The 22,878-nt window shown below is 61.5% G+C and carries 17 protein-coding genes; 2 read left to right on the top strand and 15 right to left on the bottom strand.

What is annotated here, in order from left to right:
* Nucleotides 1–142: 142 nt before the first annotated feature.
* The 8 genes from AC5S27_RS23195 to AC5S27_RS23160 all read right to left on the bottom strand — a co-directional run bounded on the left by AC5S27_RS23195 (nt 143) and on the right by AC5S27_RS23160 (nt 11,577).
* The gene (locus AC5S27_RS23195; RefSeq protein WP_493936932.1) at nt 143–2,998 is read right to left on the bottom strand and encodes a ComEC/Rec2 family competence protein; all 2,856 of its coding nucleotides are present in this window, start codon (nt 2,996–2,998) and stop codon (nt 143–145) included.
* A gap of 175 nt (nt 2,999–3,173) precedes the next feature.
* Complete coding sequence (gene rlmD / locus AC5S27_RS23190) at nt 3,174–4,445, bottom strand: 23S rRNA (uracil(1939)-C(5))-methyltransferase RlmD (RefSeq protein WP_493936931.1); 1,272 nt, start codon at nt 4,443–4,445, stop codon at nt 3,174–3,176.
* The gene (locus AC5S27_RS23185; RefSeq protein ID WP_493936930.1) at nt 4,442–5,182 is read right to left on the bottom strand and encodes a hypothetical protein; all 741 of its coding nucleotides are present in this window, start codon (nt 5,180–5,182) and stop codon (nt 4,442–4,444) included. Before AC5S27_RS23185 ends, rlmD begins: the two co-directional genes overlap by 4 nt.
* A gap of 6 nt (nt 5,183–5,188) precedes the next feature.
* The gene (locus AC5S27_RS23180; RefSeq protein ID WP_493936929.1) at nt 5,189–6,013 is read right to left on the bottom strand and encodes a type III pantothenate kinase; all 825 of its coding nucleotides are present in this window, start codon (nt 6,011–6,013) and stop codon (nt 5,189–5,191) included.
* Between the two features lie 24 nt (nt 6,014–6,037).
* A complete protein-coding gene (locus AC5S27_RS23175; RefSeq protein ID WP_493936928.1) occupies nt 6,038–6,841 on the bottom strand; it encodes a biotin--[acetyl-CoA-carboxylase] ligase in 804 nt (267 codons plus the stop codon).
* Nucleotides 6,842–6,843: 2 nt separating this feature from the next.
* Complete coding sequence (gene nadC, locus AC5S27_RS23170) at nt 6,844–7,791, bottom strand: carboxylating nicotinate-nucleotide diphosphorylase (RefSeq protein ID WP_493936927.1); 948 nt, start codon at nt 7,789–7,791, stop codon at nt 6,844–6,846.
* 177 nt (nt 7,792–7,968) lie between these two features.
* On the bottom strand, nt 7,969–10,839 hold the full coding sequence (locus AC5S27_RS23165) for a valine--tRNA ligase (RefSeq protein ID WP_493936926.1): 2,871 nt from the start codon (nt 10,837–10,839) through the stop codon (nt 7,969–7,971).
* A gap of 105 nt (nt 10,840–10,944) precedes the next feature.
* Complete coding sequence (locus AC5S27_RS23160; protein WP_493936925.1) at nt 10,945–11,577, bottom strand: TetR/AcrR family transcriptional regulator; 633 nt, start codon at nt 11,575–11,577, stop codon at nt 10,945–10,947.
* A gap of 121 nt (nt 11,578–11,698) precedes the next feature.
* Between AC5S27_RS23160 and AC5S27_RS23155 the strand changes: the two genes are divergently transcribed.
* Complete coding sequence (locus tag AC5S27_RS23155) at nt 11,699–13,330, top strand: DHA2 family efflux MFS transporter permease subunit (protein WP_493936924.1); 1,632 nt, start codon at nt 11,699–11,701, stop codon at nt 13,328–13,330.
* Nucleotides 13,331–13,744: 414 nt separating this feature from the next.
* On the opposite strand, the gene AC5S27_RS23150 is transcribed toward AC5S27_RS23155, so the two are convergent.
* The 5 genes from AC5S27_RS23150 to AC5S27_RS23130 form a co-directional block, all read right to left on the bottom strand.
* Nucleotides 13,745–13,990: an AbrB/MazE/SpoVT family DNA-binding domain-containing protein gene (locus AC5S27_RS23150; protein WP_493936923.1), complete on the bottom strand. Its 246-nt coding sequence runs from the start codon at nt 13,988–13,990 to the stop codon at nt 13,745–13,747.
* A 59-nt stretch (nt 13,991–14,049) separates the two neighbouring features.
* Nucleotides 14,050–14,469, bottom strand: coding sequence for a DUF4279 domain-containing protein (locus tag AC5S27_RS23145; protein WP_493936922.1), 420 nt, complete (start codon nt 14,467–14,469; stop codon nt 14,050–14,052).
* A 3-nt stretch (nt 14,470–14,472) separates the two neighbouring features.
* On the bottom strand, nt 14,473–17,337 hold the full coding sequence (locus AC5S27_RS23140; protein WP_493936921.1) for an aconitate hydratase: 2,865 nt from the start codon (nt 17,335–17,337) through the stop codon (nt 14,473–14,475).
* A 167-nt stretch (nt 17,338–17,504) separates the two neighbouring features.
* Nucleotides 17,505–18,176: a TonB family protein gene (locus AC5S27_RS23135; RefSeq protein ID WP_493936920.1), complete on the bottom strand. Its 672-nt coding sequence runs from the start codon at nt 18,174–18,176 to the stop codon at nt 17,505–17,507.
* 29 nt (nt 18,177–18,205) lie between these two features.
* Nucleotides 18,206–19,372, bottom strand: coding sequence for an energy transducer TonB (locus AC5S27_RS23130; protein WP_493936919.1), 1,167 nt, complete (start codon nt 19,370–19,372; stop codon nt 18,206–18,208).
* A 227-nt stretch (nt 19,373–19,599) separates the two neighbouring features.
* Here AC5S27_RS23130 and AC5S27_RS23125 point away from each other — a divergent pair, with 227 nt between their 5' ends.
* Nucleotides 19,600–20,229 carry a YqaA family protein gene (locus AC5S27_RS23125; RefSeq protein ID WP_493936918.1) on the top strand — a complete coding sequence of 210 codons (630 nt, stop codon included), beginning with the start codon at nt 19,600–19,602 and terminating at the stop codon, nt 20,227–20,229.
* A 5-nt stretch (nt 20,230–20,234) separates the two neighbouring features.
* On the opposite strand, the gene AC5S27_RS23120 is transcribed toward AC5S27_RS23125, so the two are convergent.
* Nucleotides 20,235–21,494 carry a molybdopterin molybdotransferase MoeA gene (locus AC5S27_RS23120; protein WP_493936917.1) on the bottom strand — a complete coding sequence of 420 codons (1,260 nt, stop codon included), beginning with the start codon at nt 21,492–21,494 and terminating at the stop codon, nt 20,235–20,237.
* 123 nt (nt 21,495–21,617) lie between these two features.
* Complete coding sequence (locus AC5S27_RS23115; protein WP_493936916.1) at nt 21,618–22,862, bottom strand: hypothetical protein; 1,245 nt, start codon at nt 22,860–22,862, stop codon at nt 21,618–21,620.
* Nucleotides 22,863–22,878: the final 16 nt, after the last annotated feature.

Raw genomic sequence — 22,878 nt, 5'->3', positions numbered from 1 at the left:
GCGCGATGGGGCCTCCGGAATGTGTGATCTGCGATTGTGAATTTCTGTCGCGAATTCGTACCTGCTGGCTGCATACTACACCGCATCGATTTTCAGGACCACCCTGAACCGCGCCGCGGCATTCCGCCGGTTTCCTGGTTCGTCAACGGTCTCGCTCGGGCGCGACACCGCACATCGCCTGAGCGGTAACCGTCTTCCCATCCAGCACAAAGCAGGTCGCGCCATCCCGATCCGTCCGGAAGGTACGCACATGCGCTGCCTCCAGCTCCGCCAGGATTTCCGCGCGGGGATGCCCAAACCGATTGCGCCGCCCGCACGAAATCACCGCAAACTCCGGCGCCACCCGCGCCAGAAACTCCGGACCGGTCGATGTCCGGCTACCATGATGACCGACCTTAAGCACCGTACTATGCAGATTACCGCTGGGCAGGTCGCCTGCAGCAAGCAGCCGGTGCTCCTCCGGCGACTCCGCATCCCCCTCCAGCAGCACCGAAGTCTTCCGAAACCGCGCCTGCAGCACCAGCGAATCGTTGTTCCCCGGCTCCCGCCCCGGCTTGTAGTCCGCAGTGGGAGCCAGCACCCGGATCTGCATCGCACCCAGTGCGACCGTATCGCCAGCTCGCAGGGAACGCACTGCAACCCCAGCATCCGCAGCCGTTTGCAGCAATTCAAGATAGGCCGCAGCTGGCGGGTTGTTGCCCACCCATAATTCCCGGGGATGAAAATTCCGCAGCACAGCAGCCAGTCCGCCCATATGGTCGTGATGCGCGTGGGTCAGCGCCACCGCATCCAGCCGCCGGATACCCCGCGACCAAAGCACCGCCGAAACCACCTCCTCCCCCACATCAAACTGCTCCGCGGCATGAACTTGCGTCCGCGCTACCTTCCGGTACGGCAGAAATCCCACGCCTCCGCCATCCACCAGCAGCGTCTTCCCATCCGGAGAGATCAGCAGCAGCGAGTCTCCCTGACCAACGTCGATTGCCTCAAACAGTAGTGCATTTACCGGGTGATCGACCGGCCTCGGCCAAAGCGCCGCCAACGCCATCATCGCGATCGCCGCCAGCGCCCACGGTCGGGTCCGCCGATGCAGCCGCGCCAGGGCTATCGCCAGCAGAAAGCAGATCAGCGCCGCCGTCATCTGCCAGACCGCCGGGTCAGGCACCCGCAGATCGCCCAGCCGCATCGCCCCCAGCGTCCGCACCAGCCAGACACTGCCGTGCAGCACTCCGAGACACACAGCCGCCGGAACAAACGCCGCCGCCGGCCACGCTGCCAGCACCACCAGGAGCAGCATCGTCGCCGGCACCAGCACCCCCAGCAGCGGCAGAATCACCAGATTCACCGGCATCGCGTACACCGTGATCCGATGGAAATACATCGCCATCGGCAGCGCCAGCACCAGCTCCACCACCGTCGTCACAAAAACCAGCTCAGCCAATCGCAACCCCAGCCGCACCAGGAACAGAAAGACCCGCCATGCAATGCGCGCGTTGGCCGCCATCTCCAGCTCTCGGGCAATCATCCGCAGAATTACGCGAAACTGAGCAATCCTCGGCGGCAGCTTCGGATCGATCCCCACCAGTCGCAAGTCCCGTGTCGCCTGGATGCGAGCACTGACCGTCGGCTCCATTAGCGGCACAGCCACCCCGGCGATCGCCGTCACCGCAAGCGCCGTCATCTGCAAGCTCGCCTCGAAGATGCTTCGCGGGCTCACCGCCGCCATGCACAGCACTGCAAACCCGATCACGTTCAGCGGACTGCGCTCGCGAAAAAGCAGCCGCCCGACGAGATACAGTGTGATCATCCAGAACGATCGCTGCGCCGGAATGGCAAACCCGGTAAACAGCGCATACCCAAGCGTCACCAGGATCGTCAGCGTCGTCGTTGCATAGCGCGGCAGTCGTGCCTTTCTCGCAAGCGCAAAGACGCACCCCGCCAGAATCGCCAGGTGAAGCCCCGAAACCACAATGAGATGAAACGACCCCGTCCGCTCAAACCCACCCCGAATCCTGCGCGTGAGATACGTCCTGTCTCCAGTCAGGAGAGCAGTCAGCATGGCCGCATCCTCTTGGCTCGCCCGCAGCGCCCCCGGCAGCGAACGAGTCAGCCTCGGCAGCAACTGCAGTCGCGCACTCGCGGCATTGCGCCAACCCTGGATCGCGCACGCGAACGACCATCCCGGAGCGCCGACCAGAGCCATCCGAGGCGCAGCTCCAAACCGCTCCCCGGCAACAACCGACGCAGTTGCCGATACCTCGTGCGCTTCGAGATATGCCGCACGGTCCCAGACACCCGGATCAAAATACACATCCGGCGGCCGCATCCGAACGATCGCCCGGACCCGCTGCCCACAGGGCAAAGGATCCGCCAGCCCGCCAGCCGGCCAGATCACGGTCAGCCGTAGTCGCGCAGCAGGCTCAGGCGAAATCGTCTGCATTCCGTCCGAAGTCTCCGACAAAACCTCCACTGCCGAGAGCTGTACGTCAATCCGCTGACTGCGCTCCGCCGTCGCCGGAGTATCGTCGGAATCCGTGGCCTCATCCGTATCGGCAGCATCCCCAGTGGCCTGCTCTCGAACCGGCCCAGCCTCAGCCACCGTACCGTCCACTGTTCGCAGCAAGCCGTCCGAGAGAGTCACCACCGCGACATTGGCTTCCAATCGAGGCTCGGTCGCTGCCGACCACATCCCCAGTACCAGCCAAACCGTCGCCACCGGAAGCCAGGCAATCCGCGGAGCCCTCGCAATCGCCAGCGCCGCAATCGCACCCAGCCCCAACACTCCAAGCAGGAACAGACCAACGGGAACAGCGGCGTACCGGGCAATCACGATTCCCGCGAGGTACAACACCGCAGCGCAGAAGAGAGGAATCAATGCCAACGGAGAGATGACTTGTCTGGCCGAACGCGTGCGCCGAACCGGCTTGAACAGCGGATTCGCAGCAGGCACAGGCAGTGCCGCTAGCTGAATCCGATTCGCAACCGTCGTCTCAGGCACACCGCCTCCTCAAGCCGAGGCTGGCGCCATCGGCGAAACGGCAAAGCTGAGGAAGAAGTGCGAAGCCAGAGACGCCTTCTCGTTGTAGTCCTGAGAGGCCTGTAAAGAATCAAGCGGAAATCTGCGGACCACTCTAACAGCAGCAGCGAACTCGGCCTAGAGGGAAAGTCGAGGCCTAGCCGCGAGTCAGGCGAACAACCGTCTCCAGATGAAAGGTCTGGGGAAACATGTCAACCAGGGTCACGCTCTCGATCCGGTAGCGCTCCAGCGTCAGCGCACGCAGATCGCGTGCCAGAGTCGCCGGGTCGCACGAGACATAGACCATCTTCGGCGCATAAATCGCATTCAGCAGCGTGGTTACGTCCTCGCCCAGCCCGGCCCGCGGCGGGTCCAGCACGATCAGGTCAGGCCGAGGCTCGCGTTCCTCGCGATTGCGGCGCAGAAAGTCCAGCGTTGTTGAGCCAATCGCGACAGAACTCGTCCCTTCAAGATTCCGCTTCAAACCTGGAAAGGAAGCCGGCGCCGACTCCACCGCCAGCACCCGGTCAAATGTCCCCGCAAGCCGTCGCGCGAACAGTCCAACCCCGGCGTACAGATCCCAGGCCAGCTTCCCCTGCTGTCCAGCCGTCACCAGCGCCACAAATTCGTCGATCAGCCCCCGATTCACTTGAAAGAAAGCACCATGATCCACCTGATATGCGAAGCCTGCGGCGAAATAGAAAAACGATTGCTTGCCCAGCTCACCCAGGATCGTTGGACTGAGCGCTCCATCGGCCAATTGAACGCGGATGCCGGTCGCCGGAACTGCGGCAGACAGCGCCTCCAGCCACTCGGGTAGATTCTCGGTCGGCCGTTCGAGGAAGACAGTCAACAGCAGCTCTCCCCGCGGCGCCACAAATAGCTCAAGCTCCGCTAGGGTCGCAGGATGCTCTACCAGGAAGCAGGCCAGCTTCTCGGCAGTTTCAAAAAGCAGCGGCGCAGCGATCGGGCATTCAGCAATCGGCACAATCTCATGCGAGCCGCGGCTGCGGTACCCAAAGCTGCCATCCCCGCGAAACGCCAGCCGGATGCGATTGCGATATCCCCACGGCTCACCCGCCAGCACTCCGATTTCCTCAGGCACAGTCACGCCAGCGCGGCTCAAAGTTTCCCGCAAAATCTGCGATTTCATTGCGAGCTGAGTCGAGTAGCCCGCATGCTGATACTGGCATCCGCCGCAAACGCCAAAGTGCCGGCACTGCGGCGCAACCCGCTCCGGCGACGGCTCCAGAATCTCGTCCACCTCTGCCTTGACGAAGTTGCGCTTGTCTTCTGTGACGTGTGCCTTGACCCTCTCGCCCGGCAACGTAAGCGGCACGAAGACGGCTTTCCCAGGCCTACCGCCATCTCCGGGCAGATGTGCTAAACAATCCCCGCCATACACCGGTTTTTCCAGCTTCAGCTTCATGCCTGTCTCATGTAGAAAAGGCTCAACCGCGGCAACTGGTAATGCTCCAGCATCCGCTTGTGCACAAACTGCTGTTCGATCTGCCGCAACTGCACCGCCGACATCCGGCTGCGATACGCCGCCAGATCCCGCGCCGCCTCGGTCTTGATCCGCAGCAGCAGCTCCTCGGGAACATGGCTCGTCAGCGTCGCGAAAAGCTTCTCTTCCAAGGTAGCCAGATTCCGCTCCAACTCCTCAATATTTCCGGTCGAATTTCCGCCTGCTCCGGACAGCGTCTCCTCGGCCAGATGCCGAAGCCGCAGAGCGATGGCCGCCAGCGCCGAAGCCCAGGCTTCATGCAGGCAGTCATGGGCGATCGCGGCAGCGTCCAGCGCCTGTGCCGCGGACTCGAGGTGCTCGGCAATGCGCTGCGCTTCAAACCCCGCGCTCGCTGTTTCCTTTGTTTCCGGAGCAATGCCAATAGCCGCTTCCGCCTGCTGCTCGGCAGCTTCCATTACCGCCTGCGCGCACCAGGCTAGTCCGTTCACCTGCCGTAGCTTCTTGGCGCTCGCGCGCTGCCGCGCATCGTACTTGTCGAACGCGTCATCAATGCCACGCAGCGCCACTTCCAGCGGAATTCCCGCCTCGCGCCACGTTTCAATCAACGCCCAGTCCAGCGTGGAAAGTAGCAGCAGCGACCCGCGCCGCCGCTGAAAATGCTCTTCGATCTCAGTGAAATAGTTGAAGTAATTCTGCACGGCCGCTTATGACTTCCCGCGTTTTGCCGGACGCACTGGCTTCGTCGGCTTAGCGCCTGCGGGACGGTTGCGCTCAAAAACAATCCGCAGCCCATCCAGCGTCAGCATGTCGTCCAGTACCTTGATGTACTTCGAATCTTCCGAGATCAGCCCTGCCAGTCCACCCGTCGCAATGACCTTCGGAGCGGTGCCGCCCATCTCTACAATCATCCGTTCCAGAATCCCGTCCACCAGCCCGATGTAGCCGTAGTACAGGCCGCTCTGGATATGCGCCACAGTGTTCGTCCCGATCACCTTCGCAGGCCGCTTGATGTCCACGCGCCCCAACCTTGCCGCGCGGCTGAAGAGTGCGTCCGCGCTGATGCCCAGGCCCGGAGTAATGATCCCGCCCAGATACTCGCCCTTGGCCGAGATCACGTCAAAGGTCGTCGCCGTGCCAAAGTCCACAACAATTGCAGGACCGCCGTACTTCTCATAGGCCGCGATCGCATTCACCAGCCGGTCCGCGCCCAGTTCGCTGGGATTGTCCACCAGCACCGGCATCCCCGTCTTGATGCCCGGCTCGACAAACAGCGGCTTGATCTTGAAGTAGTCTTCGCAGACCCGCAGCAGTGTGCTCTCGACCGGCGGCACGACCGACGAGATGATGATGTGCTTCACCTGCGTCGTCGACATCCCGTGCAGGTTGAAGAGGTTCACGAAGAACACGCCATACTCATCCGCCGTCTGCGTGCGATGCGTGGAAAGGCGCCAGTGCGCAACGAGCTTGTTGGCATCGTCGTAGAGCCCGAGAACTGTATTGGTGTTGCCGACATCCAGAGCCAGAAGCATGCGGTGTTTCCTCGATCAATAGCTCTAGTCTAACGCCGCGCGAATCCCGCCGGTTGTCACCGTGACCAGCCCGCTCGCAGTGCGCACGCGGAGAAAGCCGCGCTCGTCGAGCCCAGCCGTCACGCCAGTACACGGCTGCGGCCCATGCACCTCCACGCGCCGTCCTTCCACCCATGTCGAGATGGCTTCGAGGCGTGCCGGAATCGTCTGCCTGACTGCCTGAGCAGCCAGGGCCGAGACTTCATCATGCAGCGCCAGCAGCAGCGCAATCAGCAACTCCTGCCGGCTCGTGTAGCGTCCAGTCTCGAGGTCCAGCGAAGTTGGCTCCGTCGAGAGGCCCGTAGGAAAGCGCTGCTGGTGCAAATTGATCCCAATGCCGATCACCGCCGCCGTGGCCTGATCCGCTTCAGTCTGCGCCTCGACAAGAATTCCGCCAGTCTTGCGCTCGCCGATCAATAGATCGTTCGGCCAGCGCAGGTCCACATCCAGCGCAGTCACTTCGCGGATCGCCCGATGCGCCGCAAGACCCGTCGCCAGCGGTAGCCAGACCAGGTCCGCAACCGAGAGCGCAGGCCGCAATAGGACGCTCAGATACAGCCCCTGTCCAGCGTTCGAATGCCATTGATGATCGCTGCGGCCTCGTCCTGCCGTCTGCTCGTCGGCTACATAGAAGGTGCCGTGCGCCGCGCCCGCCCGCGCCTGCTCCAGCGCGTAGGTGTTGGTGCTGTCGATCGTAGGGAAATGATGCAGCTTTCCTGCGAAGGGCGTTCCGGCAAGAGCCGCTTCGATCTCGGCAAGGTTGAGATCAGCTGAATCCAGTTCCGCCACGCTCAGCGCTTCTCGCCGGGCTTTTCGGCTTTAATCCTCATGCTGATGTCAGCGGCTTTAGCCGAGTGGGTCAGCGCGCCGACCGAGATGAAATCGACACCAGCCAGCGCGTAGGAACGGATGTTTTCAAGCACAATCCCGCCGGAAGCTTCGGTCGGAATCCAGGCTTTCTTTTCGCCTTCCGGTGTCGGTGAAGCAGTTTCGCGGCGGGCTTCCTCGGCGCGCACCAGCTTGACGGCTGCCGCAACCTGCTCCGGCGTCATGTTGTCGAGCAGCAGAGCTTCCGCGCCATACTTCAGCGCGTCTTCCAGCTCCTGCGTGGTGCGCACTTCGATCTGTACCCGCTGTCCAGGCTTGCGTCCGGCCAGTGCCGAGCCGAGCGTCTGCTTCACGCCTCCGCCGAGCGATATGTGATTGTTTTTAATGAGGATACCGTCGGACAGATCCAGCCGGTGATTCGTTCCGCCGCCGCAGAGGACGGAGTATTTGTCCAGCGCGCGCAGGCCGGGGACGGTCTTGCGCGTGTCCAGCACATGGGCCTTGGTGCCTTTGAGCTCGTCGGCGTACCGGCGGGTCAGCGTGGCAATGCCGCTCATGTGCTGCATCAGGTTCAGGATGACGCGTTCGCAGCTCAGCAGCGCCCGGGCGTTGTGGCGGATGACCGCCAGCGACTGGCCGTCGTGGGCGCGGACACCGTCGAAGATTTCCGGGTGGCTGATGACTTCGTAACGGGTCTGCGCGGGCGAGCGCTGGTCGAGACGGGCGAAGATTTCGAAGACCCGCGGAATGCAGCCGAGGCCGGCAACGATCAGCTCCTGCCGCGCGAGCACGGTCGCAGTGGCGCGCAGGTCAGGGTCGATGGTGAGGTTGGTGGTGGCGTCGCTGGCCGCCTTGTCTTCGGTGAGCGCCTGCTCCAGCAGTGCGTCGATGCGGCGATTTTTCCAATCCATCCCGGTACTCCGCCTGTTTGGGGGCGAAGAGAAGACAAATACACCGGGGGGGGAGGGGTATTTATTTTTCTCGTTCGCCTGATTGTTATTGCTGCCGCGCCCTGACTTTCATTATGCACTTTTCAGGGGTTAATTTTCTGGTTAACAGCTCCGCCTTCGCGGGCAGAGCTGCACGGGTTATGCGGGTGGGAGCGACGCGAGGGCGGCACGGGCTTTGTCGAGGAGGAGGCGGTTTTCGGACTCCTGCTTTTTCAGGCCTTCGACGATGTTGGCCGGAGCTTTGGCCAGGAAGCTTTCGTTGCCCAGCTGCCGTTCCGCTGCGGCAAGGCCCTTTTCGAGTTTGGCGATGTCTTTGGTTAGGCGCTCGCGCTCGGCGGGGATGTCGATGGTGGGCACGTAGTCGACGGCGACGTCGAAGATCTGCGTAGATTGCGTAAATAGACCAGCTGTGATCTCTTTGACAAATTTGACTTCGCTAACCTTTGCTCTTCTCTCAATCAACACCTGGTGCTTTCTAACGATTCCAATAAGATTGTCGCTGATTCGCACTTCAATGGGTACGGATACATTTTCCTCAACGCCGATTTTCTTACGCGCTACCCGGATTTCATCAATGAGACCATATGCGAGGTCCATTCGGTTAACGGCCTGTTCGTTGATTGGCGACACTACCTCGTGTGGGTAGCGGGAAAGAGCGATGGATTTTTGGGGCGGATTACCGTTGTAGACGGCGTGCCACAGCTCCTCAGTGAGGAAGGGCATGAAGGGCGAGAGCAGACGCAGGGTTGCCTCAAATACCTGTACTAGAGTTGTCAAAGCTGCTTCGCTTTGTTTATGGTCGGCGGTTTCACTGAAGTCTAATCGCAGCTTCATACCTTCGAGGTAGACATCGCAGAAGCTGTACCAGAGATACCTGTAGATGTAGTTTGCAGCTTCGTCGAAACGATAGTTGGGAAGCGCCCCTTCCCTCTCGCTAGATACCCCATGAAGCTGCTCGTCGCGTCCATTGACCACTAGAACAGCGGTGTTGAGTTTGTCCACGATCCAGATGTCTTCATCATGAGCGTTGTAGGTTAAAGAAGGCATTCCGCCCAGCGCTGCCGGGTCTACAGCGATGCCAATTTCCGCAGCGCGATCCACGTTCATGAAGAGGAAGCGGGCGGCGTTCCAGATTTTGTTGGCGAAGGCGCGGTAGCCTTCCGTTCTCGCTTCGTTGAACGCGATATCCGTACCCGGCGAGGCCATCGAGGCCAGCGTGAAGCGCACTGCGTCCGTGCCATACTTCTGCACGATCCCGATGGGGTCGATGACGTTGCCCTTGGTCTTGGACATCTTTTCGCGATTGGCATCGCGCACCAACGCGTGAATGTACACATCGCGGAAGGGAACGGACTCGGCCAGCGGGCGCGGGCTACCGTCGGGCAGCGGCACGTCCCCGGCAAACCAGCAGCCCAGCATGATCATCCGCGCCACCCAGAAGAAGAGGATGTCGAAGCCGGTGACGAGCAGGCTGGTGGGGTAGAAGGTCTGGAAATCGACGCTTGCTCTGCCATCCATATCCGGTCCCAAAAAGGGCCAGCCGAAGACAGAAACCGGCAGCAGGCCGGACGAGAACCATGTATCGAGCACGTCGGTTTCCTGGGTGAGCGCGGTGCTCCCGCAGTGTTCGCAGGCTGTGGGATCTTCCGCCTGGCCCGGCTGAGGCACAGTGATCTTCTGGCACGTTCCGCAATGCCACGCAGGGATGCGATGGCCCCACCAGAGCTGCCGGCTGATGCACCAGTCGTAGATATTCTCCATCCAGTTGAGATAGGTCTTTTCGTACATCTGCGGCGTGAACTGGATGGGCTTTTTGCCGTCCGCGCCCGGCTTGACTGCGTCAATGGCCAGCTCGGCGAGCGTGGGGCGGCCATTCTTCGGCTGCTTCTTGACGGCGACAAACCACTGCGTGGAGAGGCGCGGCTCGATCACGTCCTTGCTGCGTTCGCAACGGCCAACGGAGAGCTTATGATCGTGAATCTTGCCGAGCAGGCCGAGCGCTTCCAAATCTTCCAAAACGCGTTCGCGAGCCTTGTAGCGATCGAGCCCATCGTACGGGCTGCCGGGCAGGGCGATGCGCGCCTGGTTGTCCATCACGTTGATGGAGGGCAGGTGATGGCGTTCGCCGAGGGCGTAGTCATTGGGATCGTGCGCCGGGGTGATCTTGACCGCGCCGGTGCCGAAGTCGCGGCTTACCCACGTGTCGAGCACGATGGGAATTTCACGGTTCACCAGAGGAAGCAGCAGCTTCTTGCCGTGCAGATGCAGGAAGCGCTCGTCTTCGGGGTGAACGGCCACGGCCACGTCGCCGAGCAGCGTTTCCGGGCGCGTCGTCGCGATGGTCAGATACTCGCCCGTGGGCTTGCCATCGCCGATGACTGGGTAGCGGATCTCCCACAGCTTGCCGAGGACTTCTTCGTGGACGACTTCAAGATCGCTGACGGCGGTCTGGCAGCCGGGGCACCAGTTGACGATGTACGCGCCGCGGTAGATCAGCCCCTGGTGATAGAGGCGGGCGAAAGCCTCACGCACAGCCACCGACAGGCCGGCGTCCATCGTGAAGTATTCGCGCTGCCAGTCAACCGACGCGCCGAGGCGCTTCATCTGGTCGAGGATGGCCTTGCCGTACTGGTCGCGCCACTGCCACACGCGCGCCTCAAAAGCTTCGCGGCCCAGCGCCTGGCGGCTGGAGCCTTCGGAGACGAGCTGCCGCTCCACCATCATCTGCGTGGCGATGCCGGCGTGGTCGGTTCCGGGGAGCCAGAGCGTGGTGTCGCCCAGCATGCGGTGCCAGCGGGTGAGGATGTCCATCTCCGTCTGGTTGAGCATGTGGCCCATGTGCAGACGGCCGGTCACGTTCGGCGGCGGGAGAAGAATAGTGAAGGGCTCTTTGACGGCAGCGCCGGGCTCCGGCGTCGGCTGGGCGAAGAGGTTTTCGCGGACCCAGTACTCCGCCCATTTGTCTTCAATGGCGGTGGGGTCGTAGGCTTTGGGCAGGTCGTGAGGCATAGTGAGTTTTTCTGGGCCTGATTTGCTCGCAGCGCCTGTTTACAAGGCTTTTCCGCAATGGGGCCAACCCCTCACGATAGCACAGTGCGGGCTCCTGGATGACGTTCAGCCATGCCGCATCGCCGGCGACACGGAGGCTGATTTGCACCCGATAGCGCGCAGCAGGAATGCGGTCAGGAAGTCGGTATCCTGCTCAGGCGAGGTGCCTTCGCCGAAGACGCGCCGCTCGTTGACGCCGCGGATGGCGTCCATTGCCGCCCATGCGGAGGCAAGGAAATCCTGCTGCGGAATCTGGCCTTCCGCGGCGGCTGCTTCGAACATCCGCGCCAGGTATTGCGCCACTTCGCGCTGCCAGGCGATGCTGCGCTTCTTGCTCTTGCCCTCGCGGCCCAGCGTGAGGATGACGCGGTAGAGCGCCTGTTTTTCCTGCCAGTAGGCGATGCGGACCCGGATGAACGCCTTCAGCTTGCCGCCAAACTCCGTCTCCCGCTGCATGTGTTCTTCGGTCAACTGCGCCAGCTCGGCGAGTGCCTGCTTGACCACGCCTTCATACAGCGCGTTTTTTGACGGGAAATAGATGTAGAGCGTGCCCTTGGCCAGGTCGGCGGCCTTGGCGATGTCCGCCATCAGGGTCGCGTCAAAGCCCTTCTGGCCGAAGACTTTCACGGCGGCGGTCAGGATCTCCTTGCGGCGGAAGTCCTGGATGACCTGCTTGCGGGTTGGGGTGGCTGTGGGCAATTTTCCGGGGTTCCTGCGGTCCTGACCAGCTTACAGCTTGCGTGCAGTTTGATGAAATGACCGATGGGTCATATACTATGACCAACGGGTCATTATGTCGAGTGCGGTCTTAGATGAGGAGTTGTTAGAAGCTGGACAGCCGTCCGCCGAACAGGCGCTGGCTGATTCGGTGCCTCAATTCGACAATGAGCGGACGCCGCGCCCGAAGCTCTTCAATCCCTGGATCGTCGCTATCGTCGTGACCCTGGGCACCTTCATGGAGGTGCTCGACAGCTCCATTGCTAACGTGGCGCTTCCGCATATTTCCGGCAGCCTTTCGGCTTCAAACGACGAAGGCGCGTGGGTTCTGACCAGCTATCTCGTTGCCAATGCGGTCATCCTGCCCATCAGCGCGTGGATCTCCTCGGTGATGGGCCGCAAGCGCTACTACCTCACCTCGGTGGCGCTGTTTACGATCTTTTCCGGCGCGTGCGGGTTGGCTCCGACGCTGGGGATACTGATTCTCTTCCGCGTGCTGCAGGGGCTGGCTGGCGGCGGATTGCAGCCCTCGGTGCAGGCCATTCTGGCGGACAGCTTTTCTCCGGCAAAGCGTGGCATGGCCATGGCGGTCTACACGGTTGCGATTCTCTGCGCGCCGGTGCTCGGCCCCACGCTCGGCGGGTGGATCACGGACAACTACTCCTGGCGATGGATCTTCTATATCAACATTCCGATTGGCCTGCTCTGTCTCTTTCTGACGCGTATTGTGCTGCAGGACCCCGAGCACATGGCGGCGACCAAGGCGAAGGCGCGCAGGCTGTCGGTCGACTGGGGCGGGCTGGGGCTGATCTCGCTTGGGCTGGCGACGCTTGAGATCGTGCTCGACAAGGGGCAGGAGCTGGACTGGCTGGGCTCGCCCTTCATCGTCTTCTTCGCCTCCGTTGCCGGCATTTCGCTCATCGCGGCGGTGATCTGGGAGCTGAAGCGCGATAACCCGATCGTGAATCTGCGCCTGCTGAAAGAACGAAATTTTCTCTGCTGCTGCATCATCGTGCTGGGTCTTTACTCGGCGCTCTATGCAACTACGTATCTGCTACCCAACTACATGCAGCAGATGATGGGCTATGACGCGACAACGGCAGGTTTCGCGATGTCTCCGGCGGGTATTTTCACAATTTTGGAAGTGCCGCTGGTCGGCTATGTGCTCACGAAAGGCTTCGACCCGCGCAGGCTGATCTTCCTTGGCCTGCTCACGATTGCAGGCGGCGTGCTGTGGATGTCCGCGCTGAACCTCGACATTGCTGAGCGCGATCTTGTCTTGCCGCGCATCGTCCAGGTGATGGGCGTGGGGCTGGTCACCGTTCCGCTGAGCACGATCATGTTCCGCTTCCTGCCTAAGACGGAGAGCTCGCAGGCCGCGGGGCTCTACGCGCTGATGCGCAACGAGGGCGGCAGCCTGGGCATCGCGCTGGTGAGCACCATGCTGCAGCGCAAGGCGCAGTTGCATCAGCAGATTCTGGGCGAGCATATGGTGGCTTCGAATGGCGCGCTGCAGCAGTTCGTAGCGCGGGCTGCGGCGGGCGCTGGCAATGCCTTCGACGGCACTTACTCGGCGATGGCGCAGGTCTACAACGCCATGGGGCGGCAGGCTACGCTGCTTGCTTACATGGATCAGTTCCGCATGTTGGGGGTGCTTCTTCTGCTGCTGGTGCCGCTGGTCTTCTTCCTCAAGCGGCCGCCGCATCAGGGCAAGATCGAGCTGGATGCGCACTAACATCGCCGCGCCTTGAGCTTTAAGGAGTAATCAGCCGGACAGTTGGGAAGTAGGTCGCGTACCGGCGCAAGTCCCGCGTTAGAAGTCCGCAACCCAGCACGGAAGCGTGGGCGCCGATGAAGAAGTCAGGCAGAACACCCGTTCTGGTGCCCCCTTGCTGCCGGTATTGTTGAAAGGCTTTGCCGGCTTGAAACGCGGCCTCATTTGGCGTGTTCAAAACGGCAATGCCTGCACTGGATAAGGCGCGATCTACGTCAGCTCTCAATGCAAAGCGCACTGACACTTCTGCAAAGATGATGGAATTGATTGCAAGCTATTCGGCAGAAGCTAATTGTTGAAGAGCAGCTGCAGATCTAGAAGCCCATATCGGGTCGTTTTGCCATATATCGAGCAGGATATTGCTATCGATGAGAATCATTCATCTTCGCCACGGATAAAGGCCATGTAGGCATCCGTTCCCCCTGGCCATGGCGGGAGAATCCCAACAGCTCTCTCAAAGCGAAGCGGATCAAAGTCAGAAGCAATGTGTTCCGGGCGAAGCACAAGTTCCCCTTTCTCATTTGCATCAAGGACCAGCTTATTGCCCGGCTCCCAGCCAAGAGTAGTTCGCAGTTCTTCAGGAATTGTGATCTGGCCTTGGTCGTTGAGTGTGGCAGTCATATGAACTCCATCGTTCCCGATGAACTGATTGTAATCCTCATCTGATTTTGGCGCTTTGTCTAAGAATCGTCGCGACGATCGGAATAGAGATAGTAGAAGTCGCAATCAAGTTCAAGGTTCATGTGAGCCATCGCCGTGATAGTTTCTCTGTCCAAATGAAAGCCGGGATAGTCTGAATGAAAATACCCAACGCACACCAATTCGCCCATACCTAGGTCAAAGACCAGTTGTTTTACCCGGTCAGCATGCGGAGCCAGTTGATTCAGAACGTCGCGAATATGATCTTCCAGCTTTTCGATGTCAAGGCGACGGGAGCGTAGCGACCACCTGCTGAACTTTCGTTCGTAGTGAGTCGTTTCGTTTCGGTCGCCCTTTTTCCATGCGTCGGTAGGCTGGAGCCCGAGAACCTCCGTAATGGCCTCGGGCTCGAAATCGCCAGTAACGGTGAAGTACGCGTACTGCTCGTTCGCTCGCGTCATCCCCTAGTTCACAGCCAGCGAGCGCAGGACGTACTGCAGGATGCCGCCGTGTTCGTAGTAGGCGATCTCCTGCGGGGTGTCGATGCGGACTTTGCAGGCGATCAGCTTGGTGGTGCCGTCCGGGGAGCTGACCTGTACGTTGAGTGTTTTGCCGCCGGCGAACTTGCTGTCGAGCATGGCTTTCAGGCCGGGGAAGCTGTAGAGCTCTTCGCCGGTCAGGCCGTGGGACTCGACGGTTTCGCCGTCCGAGAACTGCAGCGGCAGGATGCCCATTCCGACCAGATTGCTGCGGTGAATGCGCTCGAAGCTCTCGGCGATCACAGCGCGTACGCCCAGCAGCTTCGGACCCTTGGCGGCCCAGTCGCGGCTTGAGCCCGAGCCGTATTCCTTGCCGGCCAGGATGACCAGCGGAATACCGCGCTCGGCGTACGTCACGCTGGCGTCATAGATCGACATGCCGGTGCCTTCCGGCAGCAGCCGGGTCACGCCGCCCTCGGTCCCGGGGGCGAGCTTGTTCTTCAGCCGTACGTTCGCGAACGTCCCGCGGACCATGACTTCGTGGTTGCCGCGCCGCGAACCGTAGCTGTTGAAGTCGGCAGGACGCACGCCATGTTCGGCGAGATACTTGCCCGCCGGGCCGCTGGTCTTGATGCTTCCGGCAGGGGAAATGTGGTCCGTCGTGACCGAGTCGCCAAGAATGGCCAGCACACGGGCTCCGGCGATATCGGAGACAGGCGCGGGAGTCGGGGTGATGCCGTCAAAGTAAGGCGCCTTGCGGATGTAGGTCGAGTCCGGCTCCCACTCGTAGGTGTCGCCGAGCGGGAACTTGAGCCCCTGCCAGTTGTTGTCGCCAAGGGTAACGGTCGAGTACTCGCGGGTAAAGCTCTCGCTATTCACGCCGAGTGCAATGGCGTCGTTGACCTCGGCCTGGGTCGGCCAGATGTCCTTGAGAAAGACCGACTGCCCGGTCGCGGGGTCCAGGCCGAGCGAATCCTTGTCGAAATTGTGGTCGATGCGTCCAGCGATGGCGTAAGCAACGACCAGCGGCGGCGACATCAGGTAGTTGGCGCGCACATCCACATTCACGCGACCCTCGAAGTTGCGGTTGCCGCTCAGCACGGACACAGCGACGAGGCCATGCTCATTGATCGAGTCCGAAACATCCTGCGGCAGCGGGCCGGAGTTGCCGATGCAGGTCGTGCATCCGTAGCCGACCACGTTGAAGCGCAACTTTTCGAGATACGGCAAGAGGCCGGCCTTGGTGTAGTAGTCGGTCACGACGCGAGAGCCCGGAGCCAGCGAAGTTTTGACCCACGGCGGAACGGTCAGGCCCTTCTCGACAGCCTTCTTGGCGAGGAGGCCGGCGGCGATCATCACCGAGGGATTCGAAGTATTGGTGCAGCTGGTAATGGCTGCGATGACGACTGAGCCGTGATCAAGATAGGTGTCCGGATTGATGCCGAAGCGCGATTGGACGGTGTTGGCAGCGGGGCTGTGTCCGTTCTGGCTGGTCGCGACTTCGAGGCCGCGATCCAGACCCTCGTTTTCGCCGCGGGCTTTGTCGGCCTCAATCTGTGCGGCTGGCTCTTTGCCCAGCACACGGTCGAGGACGGCTGTAGCCGCGGACCAGAGCGATGCCGTGCGTTCCCCAGCCGGCTTGGCTGCGGGGCCGAGCAGGTTGGGCAACTGCTTGCGGAAGCTGGCTCCGGTCTCCGACAGCAGCACGCGATCCTGAGGACGCTTCGGTCCGGCCACGCTCGGCTCAACAGTAGCTAGATCGAGCGAGAGCGTCTGGGTGTACTCCGCTTCGGGAGAATCGGCGGTGTGGAAAAGTCCCTGCGCCTTGTAATAGGCCTCAACCAGCGCGATCTGCTCTTCGCTGCGGCCGGTCAGGCGCAGGTAGCGCAGCGTTTCCTCGTCAACGGGGAAGATGCCGCAGGTCGCGCCGTACTCAGGCGCCATGTTGCTGATGGTCGCGCGATCGGCCAACGGCAGCTCGGCAATCCCGGGCCCGTAGAACTCGACAAATTTGCCGACCACGCCCAGCTTGCGCAGGGCCTCGGTCACGGTCAGCACCAGATCGGTCGCGGTCGCGCCTTCCTTGAGCTTGCCGGTCAGTTTGTAGCCGACGACCTGCGGAATCAGCATGGAAACCGGCTGGCCCAGCATGGCCGCCTCGGCTTCAATGCCGCCGACGCCCCAGCCCAGCACGCCCAGGCCGTTGATCATCGTGGTGTGCGAGTCGGTGCCAACCAACGTGTCAGGATAGGCCACTTGTTCCCCAGCAACTTCGGCAGTGAAGACTACCCGCGCCAGGTATTCGAGATTCACCTGGTGGCAGATGCCCATCCCTGGCGGCACAGCCGAGAAGTTACGGAAGGCCGTCTGGCCCCACTTCAGAAAGGCGTAGCGCTCGCGGTTGCGCTGGAATTCGAGCAGCGAGTTGGCGTCATACGCGGATGGCGAACCGAACTCGTCCACCTGAACGGAGTGGTCGATGACCAGCTCGGCCGGCTGTAGCGGATTGATCTTTTCCGGGTCGCCGCCCAGAGTTTTCATCGCGTCCCGCATCGCGGCTAGATCGACAATCGCCGGAACGCCGGTAAAGTCCTGCATCAGTACCCGCGCCGGCATGTACGCGATCTCGCGGCTCGGCTCAGCGCCCGGCTCCCACTTGGCCAGGAACTCGATATCGGAAGCAGTCACATTCACGCCGTCTTCGCGGCGAAGCAGGTTCTCCAGCAGAATCTTGAGGCTGAACGGCAGGCGGGAAAGGTTGAAACCACGTTCCTGGAGCGCGGGGAGACGGTAGTAGGTGTAGCTCTTGGCGCCGGTTGTCAGCGTAGCCCGGCTGGCGAAGGTGTTCATTGAGGAGAGGCCTTTCTGGCGGTCAGCGAATAGAAGACAGTAGGAATTCGGGTACGAACGAACGCTACGATTCTAAGGCATACGAGGCACGTTTGTGCTTTGCATGAAAGGATTCGCACGCGGAGACGACACCACTCTCTCCTGCTCAGAACAGTCGCTAAGGCTCACTACAGTTTGCTGGTGTAGCCAACTGTGAAGGTTCCCGGGCCGGGCAGTTGAGGGGGTTTAGGCAGGTTGTGGAGCGGGTCTGGATGGTTCTCCGTGTTGTAGGCGAAGTGCAGGAGGATCACGGTGTCGGATCCTTTGAATTCCTTCGGCATGGGCGGATAGACCGAGTTTTGAATCGCTCCCCACGCGGCCCGATCCAGCGCATCATCGCCGGAGCGGCCTACCAGAATCATGCTTTTCGGTTCCACCTGACCGCTGGGCAGCAGGGTGAAGCAGACCTCAACCACGCCCTTCTTGCGCACGGGAGCGTCGGCTTCCTTCGGAATGAGAGGTTTCCAGCTGGCATTCGTGATGCGCTGCAGGCGGTCCACATAGGGCTGAAACTCCACTCCCAACCCTATTCGAATGCCGGCGTCCTCATCCTGCTTGCTGGCCTTGCAGCGCTCTTCCGGGGTTCGCATTTCCGGCTTGGGGAGTTCCTCGGTGGGATGGAAAGCCTTGTGGTCCGTGAGTTTTGCTTCCGCGCCAAACGGAATGGCGGGCGGTTTGGCGGCAGGGGCCGGATTCGCTGGAGCCTGGTCAGGCGCAGCCGGGACAGACTGGGCAACGGCCGACGAGACCTGTAACAACCCTGAGAGCGCCAGTAATCCTGCAGTCCAACGAAAACGCATCTGAAATCTCCGACAATCTGGTGAACGGGCTACTGGTTCACGTTGTAAAGGAACGTCGCGCGCATTTCAACATACGGCCCGTGAAATTCGCGGGGCATAGGCGGGTAGTTGGAACTGGTAATCGCGCCCCAGGCCGCCCGGTCGAGCGCCGTGTCGCCGGAGCGGCCGTCGAGGGTCATGCTGCCGGGCATTACGCGCCCGTTGGGCAGGATCTTGAAGCGGACGACAACGATGCCGCGCTTGCCGATCGGCGGCTTCACTTCCTCGGGGATAAGCGGATACCAGGAGCGGATCATCTCGTTGTCGAAACGGATCTTCCAGGCGCTGAAGTCCACTCCCTGCAAATCCGAGAGGAATTGCGACCCACCGACGGCGGCATTGCTGGGCGCTGCTGGAATGGGGATCGAGTGCATCGCGCCATCCTGACCCTGCTGCGGATGGGCCGAGTCGCGCATGGCCTGGCGAAGCTGGTCGTTGGGATTCTGCGGGCCCAGCGAAAAATTAGGTTTGGCCGGCACCGGAGCAGGACGAGGCGTATCCAGTGGAATTGCCGGGTTGGGCTGCGGCGGCGCTACAACGGCAGGCTGTTGCGGCTGCGGCTGAACGGGCTGGGCAGGCTGGACGACGGCCGGCGGCGGCGTGACCTCGGCCTTCTGCGGAACTGGCGGAGGCTTGGGCCGGGCGCGGTCCATCTCCTTCAGCTTCTCCATCGTCTGCTTGTCCACCTGGGTCTGGTTCGGCTTCAGGATGGGCTTGGGCACAGCCTTCATTTTCTGGACCTGCTTGATCGCGTCCGGAAGCTCGTCCAGATAGGTCAGATCCTTGCGTTCCTTGATTGCGTCAAACGGGTCAATCACCTGCGGCTGGTGGAATATGTAGCGGGGAATCCAGCTCAGCATGGAAAAGAAGAGAATGTGGGCCAGGATCGAGATCCAGATGCCCTCGCGAATCCGCTGCCAGCGCCGCTCGTCTTCATATTCCGAGATCTTCTCGAGCAGCTCGTGCGTGTCGTAATCGAGATAGCGCGACCCGGAACGGCCGTACGCCGGCACCGGACCAGACTCACTCGTACCTTCCGCACTTTCGCGACCAGACTCCTCCGGCCGCTCTTCGGAAAGGGCGACAGAACGCCTGGGAGGCGGAGGCGGCAGCGGCTCGGAAAGGTTCGGGTCGGTCGGCGTTTGGCTGGGTGGCATTAGGGGTTCAGGGCCGGCGGAACTTGCTGGTCCGGCGGAATTCGATTCGCAACTCTCTTAATTCTCTCATTCTCCGGGATGTTGGGCTATATGGCAGCCCAGTTGCGAACAGGAATCCACGTGGCGGGCAACATAGAATGGAAACGAAGCACTATTCCCCTCATACCCGATACTCCCTTAGACGAATAACTGACATCAAAGTTACCTGAGGGAAACAAAGGCCTGTCTTGAAAGCATTCTTCCTGCAATTGATGTCGAAGTGGAACTTCCTGGTGTTGCCGGCGCTGATGAAGCTCGGCTTCTGGGGTGTGGCGCTGATCTCCATTATCGACGCCTCCAGCCTCCCCGTGCCCATGGACGCCCTCATCGCTGTCTACGTCTGGAACAACAAGCCGCAATTCTGGATTTACGTCCTGGTGGCAGCCGCCGGCTCGGCCATCGGTGGTTTGGTTCCCTACGGCCTGGGCCGCGCCGGGGGCGAGGTGTTCCTGCTCAAGCGCGTCGATCGCAAGAAGTTCGAGGCAATGCGGCAGCGGTTCGAGAAGCAGGAATTTCTGGCGGTGCTCGTACCCAGCATGCTCCCTCCGCCCACGCCCTGGAAGGCATTCGTCTTTGCCGCCGGGGTCTTCGAGATGCGGGTGATGCCTTTCCTGCTCGCCGTCTTCGTCGGGCGCATTATCCGCTGGCTGGTGCTCTCGCTGCTGGTGCTTAAACTCGGCCCTGAGGCAGTCTCTCTCATCGGCAAGATGATCCATGAGCACCTGGCGCTCTTCCTGACAGGGTTGGTGCTGATCTTCGTGGCCATCGGCGTCTGGGCGGTCGTGCGACGCCGCAAAGCCGGAGAGCAAGCGCTGTAGCGCTCCTACGGCAGGAGAATCTGCACCAGGCTGCCTTCGATCAGCTGCGCGGCATCCGCGGGGATCATCAGGAAGCAGTTGCTGCGCGCGAAAGCAGCCAGATCGCCGCTGCCCTGCCAGGGAATAAGGCGCACCGTCGCCTCCGCCGCGAAGTCGCAGCTGGCGGGTAGGAAGCGCGTCAGCCCAGGCTTGCCGCGCCACTCGCCCGAAAGCTTTGCCAGAGCGAATCTGGGCTGCGGACCGGAGTCTTCGCCCAGAGCCGCAAGGACCGGAGCCGCAAAGAGCTGAAACGTGACGGCGCTCGAGATGGGATTGCCCGGCAACGCAAAGACAGGAAGGGACGCCCTGTCCGCTCGGGGAATCTCGCCGAAGGTCACCGGCTTGCCCGGCTGCATGGCGACTCCCCGGAAATGAAAGCGAGCCCCGGCCCGAGCCAGCGCATCTTCGACCAGATCGAACCGCCCGGCTGATATGCCTCCCGTAACCAACAGAAGATCAGCGTCCAGCGCGGTGCGAATCGCTTCATCGAGCACCCCTTCCTCGTCGGCAACCGACGGCGAAAGCAGTGCGATCCCACCGGCAGCTTCCACCAGCGCTGCCAGCATCGGAGCGTTGGAATTGCGAATCTGGCTCGGACCGGGCGTAGCTTCGACAGGCACCAGTTCATCGCCAGTCGAGAGGATCGCAACTCGAGGCTTCGCTGCAGCTTCGAGAGAGCTATACCCGCATTGCGCCGCTAGTGCGATCTGCGGAGCGCTCAGCCGGACTCCCGGGGGAATGAGCAGATCCCCAGCCAGCGCCTCAGCCCCTTGGGGAACGATATTTTCACCCGGCTGTAGGGTGCGCGGCTCCGCGAGCCGGACAAAGTCGGCTTCCGGGCCGATCTCCACATGCTCCACCATGAAGACAGCGTCCGCCCCGGCAGGGACGGCTGCGCCCGTCATAATCTCCCACGCCTCGCCGGTATTCAGCACTCCGCTGGAGGTTTCCCCGGCCTTTAGCCGCCCGGCGAGAAAGAGGAACTGGTGGGTACTCGCCTCGGCAGCGCGGCAGGCAAAACCGTCCCGCGTCGAGCGGGGAAAAGGCGGCTGATCCCGGTCAGCCCGAACCCCAGTTGCAAGCACTCGCCCCGCCGCCGTAGAAAGCGGCACCCATTCCGACGCTCGCTCGGCAGCGGCGGAAGAATCGGCGTATTCCGCCCGGGCGACGAGAAACCGCCGCACCTGCTCCGCGGCCTCGGCATAGCTGAGAAGAGTTCCCACCATCGATTCGATTGTAGTGGGCGGTTGCAGCCGCGAAATAGGAGGAAAAAAGAGCGCAGCAAAAGGAAATGGCGGCTTCCGGAGCCCTGTGAGGAGCCACGGAAGCCGCCACTTGATTGAGTAAGACTACTTCTTCGCCTTGAACTTGCTCTCGACCTTCTGTCCGGCCGCGGCGAGCACACCCTTGGAGTCCTCGGCAAAAGGCCCGGTCGGGTCCAATTCGAGATACTTCTGGTAAGCTTCCGTCGCTCCGGCAGGCAGCTGAATCTTCTGCGTCGCTGCATCGAAAGTGGCTTTCTGAGTGAGAGCCTGGGCCTTCAGGTAGAAGAGGATTCCGTAGGCCGGCGTGTTGCTCGCCGGAGTAGCGGCAATGGCCTTATCCGCCGCCGCAGCCTGCGCGTCAGGGTTGCTGAGCTGGCCAGAGCTGTTGGCCGAGTACAGCATCTTTGCAAAGTTTGAGTAGTAGAGCGAAGCCTGCGCGGGCAGCGCCTTGGCCGCCGCGTCAAAGGCGGTTGCCGCTTCGTCGATCTTCTTGGTGCGCGTGTAGACCGTACCTAAACCGCTGTACGAACCGCCATCGATCTCCGGCTTCGGAGGCTTCGCGGCAGCGTTCAGTTCGATGGCCTTCTTGAAGTCGGCCTCTGCGGGCTCGTACTTGCCCAGGCCGGATTGCGCATTGCCCAGCTCAACCCACAGGATCGCCGCGTCGGGCTTGGCTCCCGTGTCCTTGAGCATCAGCGTCTCCGCCTCACCGAACTTGGCGGTCTTGATCTCGGTTTCCTTGGCGGCAATGTCAGTCTTGCTGGCGCCGGCCCCAAGCGCGGTCACAGCCGCAGTGTGAGCCCCATCGCCCTCGCGAATCAGCGAGCGGGCCGAGAGAAGGTCTGCATTCAGGTTTTTGATGACCGCGTTGGCCTGTGTAACAGCAGCATTTTTCTTCTTGTATTCTTCGACTTCCTTACGCTGCTCCGGCGTCATCTTGTCCAGATATGCCTGGCGGGACATGTCGACATCCTGCTGAACATCGGATCCGGCCACAATCTTCACGTTGTCGATCTCGTCGACGAACTTGCCTTCCGGAGTTTCAGGCAGGCGCAGGATCACCGAGTAAGTGCCGGGTGCGATTCCGTCGCCGGTAAAGTCACCCTTGGCGTCCACCGGGAAGGTGTATTTGTACGTGTGGCCATTGTCGGTAGAGAGGCCAATGGTGCCGGCACCCTTGGGGACGCCCGTCGGGTCTGTCACATGGCCGTGAATCTTGCCCGCACCACCCGTTTGAGGCGTTGCAACTGTCGTATTCTGGGCCGCCACTGATAATGAGGCGGAAAGCAACACCGCTCCAGTGAGGGAAAGTAAGGATGTGCGTTTCATTGTTCTTCTCCTTGAA

The organism is Acidicapsa borealis, from assembly GCF_059115245.1.
The sequence above is the reverse complement of the archived record's forward strand: the minus strand, read 5'-3'. Positions and strand labels throughout refer to the sequence as shown.

Coding starts and splice junctions, on each gene's coding strand:
- AC5S27_RS23180 (WP_493936929.1), bottom strand. CDS start 6,013: ATGCTTCTGGCTCTGGATGTCGGCAACACCAATACAGTTCTCGGGCTC.
- AC5S27_RS23120 (WP_493936917.1), bottom strand. CDS start 21,494: ATGGTGGGAACTCTTCTCAGCTATGCCGAGGCCGCGGAGCAGGTGCGG.
- rlmD (WP_493936931.1), bottom strand. CDS start 4,445: ATGAAGCTGAAGCTGGAAAAACCGGTGTATGGCGGGGATTGTTTAGCA.
- nadC (WP_493936927.1), bottom strand. CDS start 7,791: ATGGATTGGAAAAATCGCCGCATCGACGCACTGCTGGAGCAGGCGCTC.
- AC5S27_RS23150 (WP_493936923.1), bottom strand. CDS start 13,990: ATGACTGCCACACTCAACGACCAAGGCCAGATCACAATTCCTGAAGAA.
- AC5S27_RS23140 (WP_493936921.1), bottom strand. CDS start 17,337: ATGAACACCTTCGCCAGCCGGGCTACGCTGACAACCGGCGCCAAGAGC.
- AC5S27_RS23165 (WP_493936926.1), bottom strand. CDS start 10,839: ATGCCTCACGACCTGCCCAAAGCCTACGACCCCACCGCCATTGAAGAC.
- AC5S27_RS23130 (WP_493936919.1), bottom strand. CDS start 19,372: ATGCCACCCAGCCAAACGCCGACCGACCCGAACCTTTCCGAGCCGCTG.
- AC5S27_RS23135 (WP_493936920.1), bottom strand. CDS start 18,176: ATGCGTTTTCGTTGGACTGCAGGATTACTGGCGCTCTCAGGGTTGTTA.
- AC5S27_RS23115 (WP_493936916.1), bottom strand. CDS start 22,862: ATGAAACGCACATCCTTACTTTCCCTCACTGGAGCGGTGTTGCTTTCC.
- AC5S27_RS23145 (WP_493936922.1), bottom strand. CDS start 14,469: ATGACGCGAGCGAACGAGCAGTACGCGTACTTCACCGTTACTGGCGAT.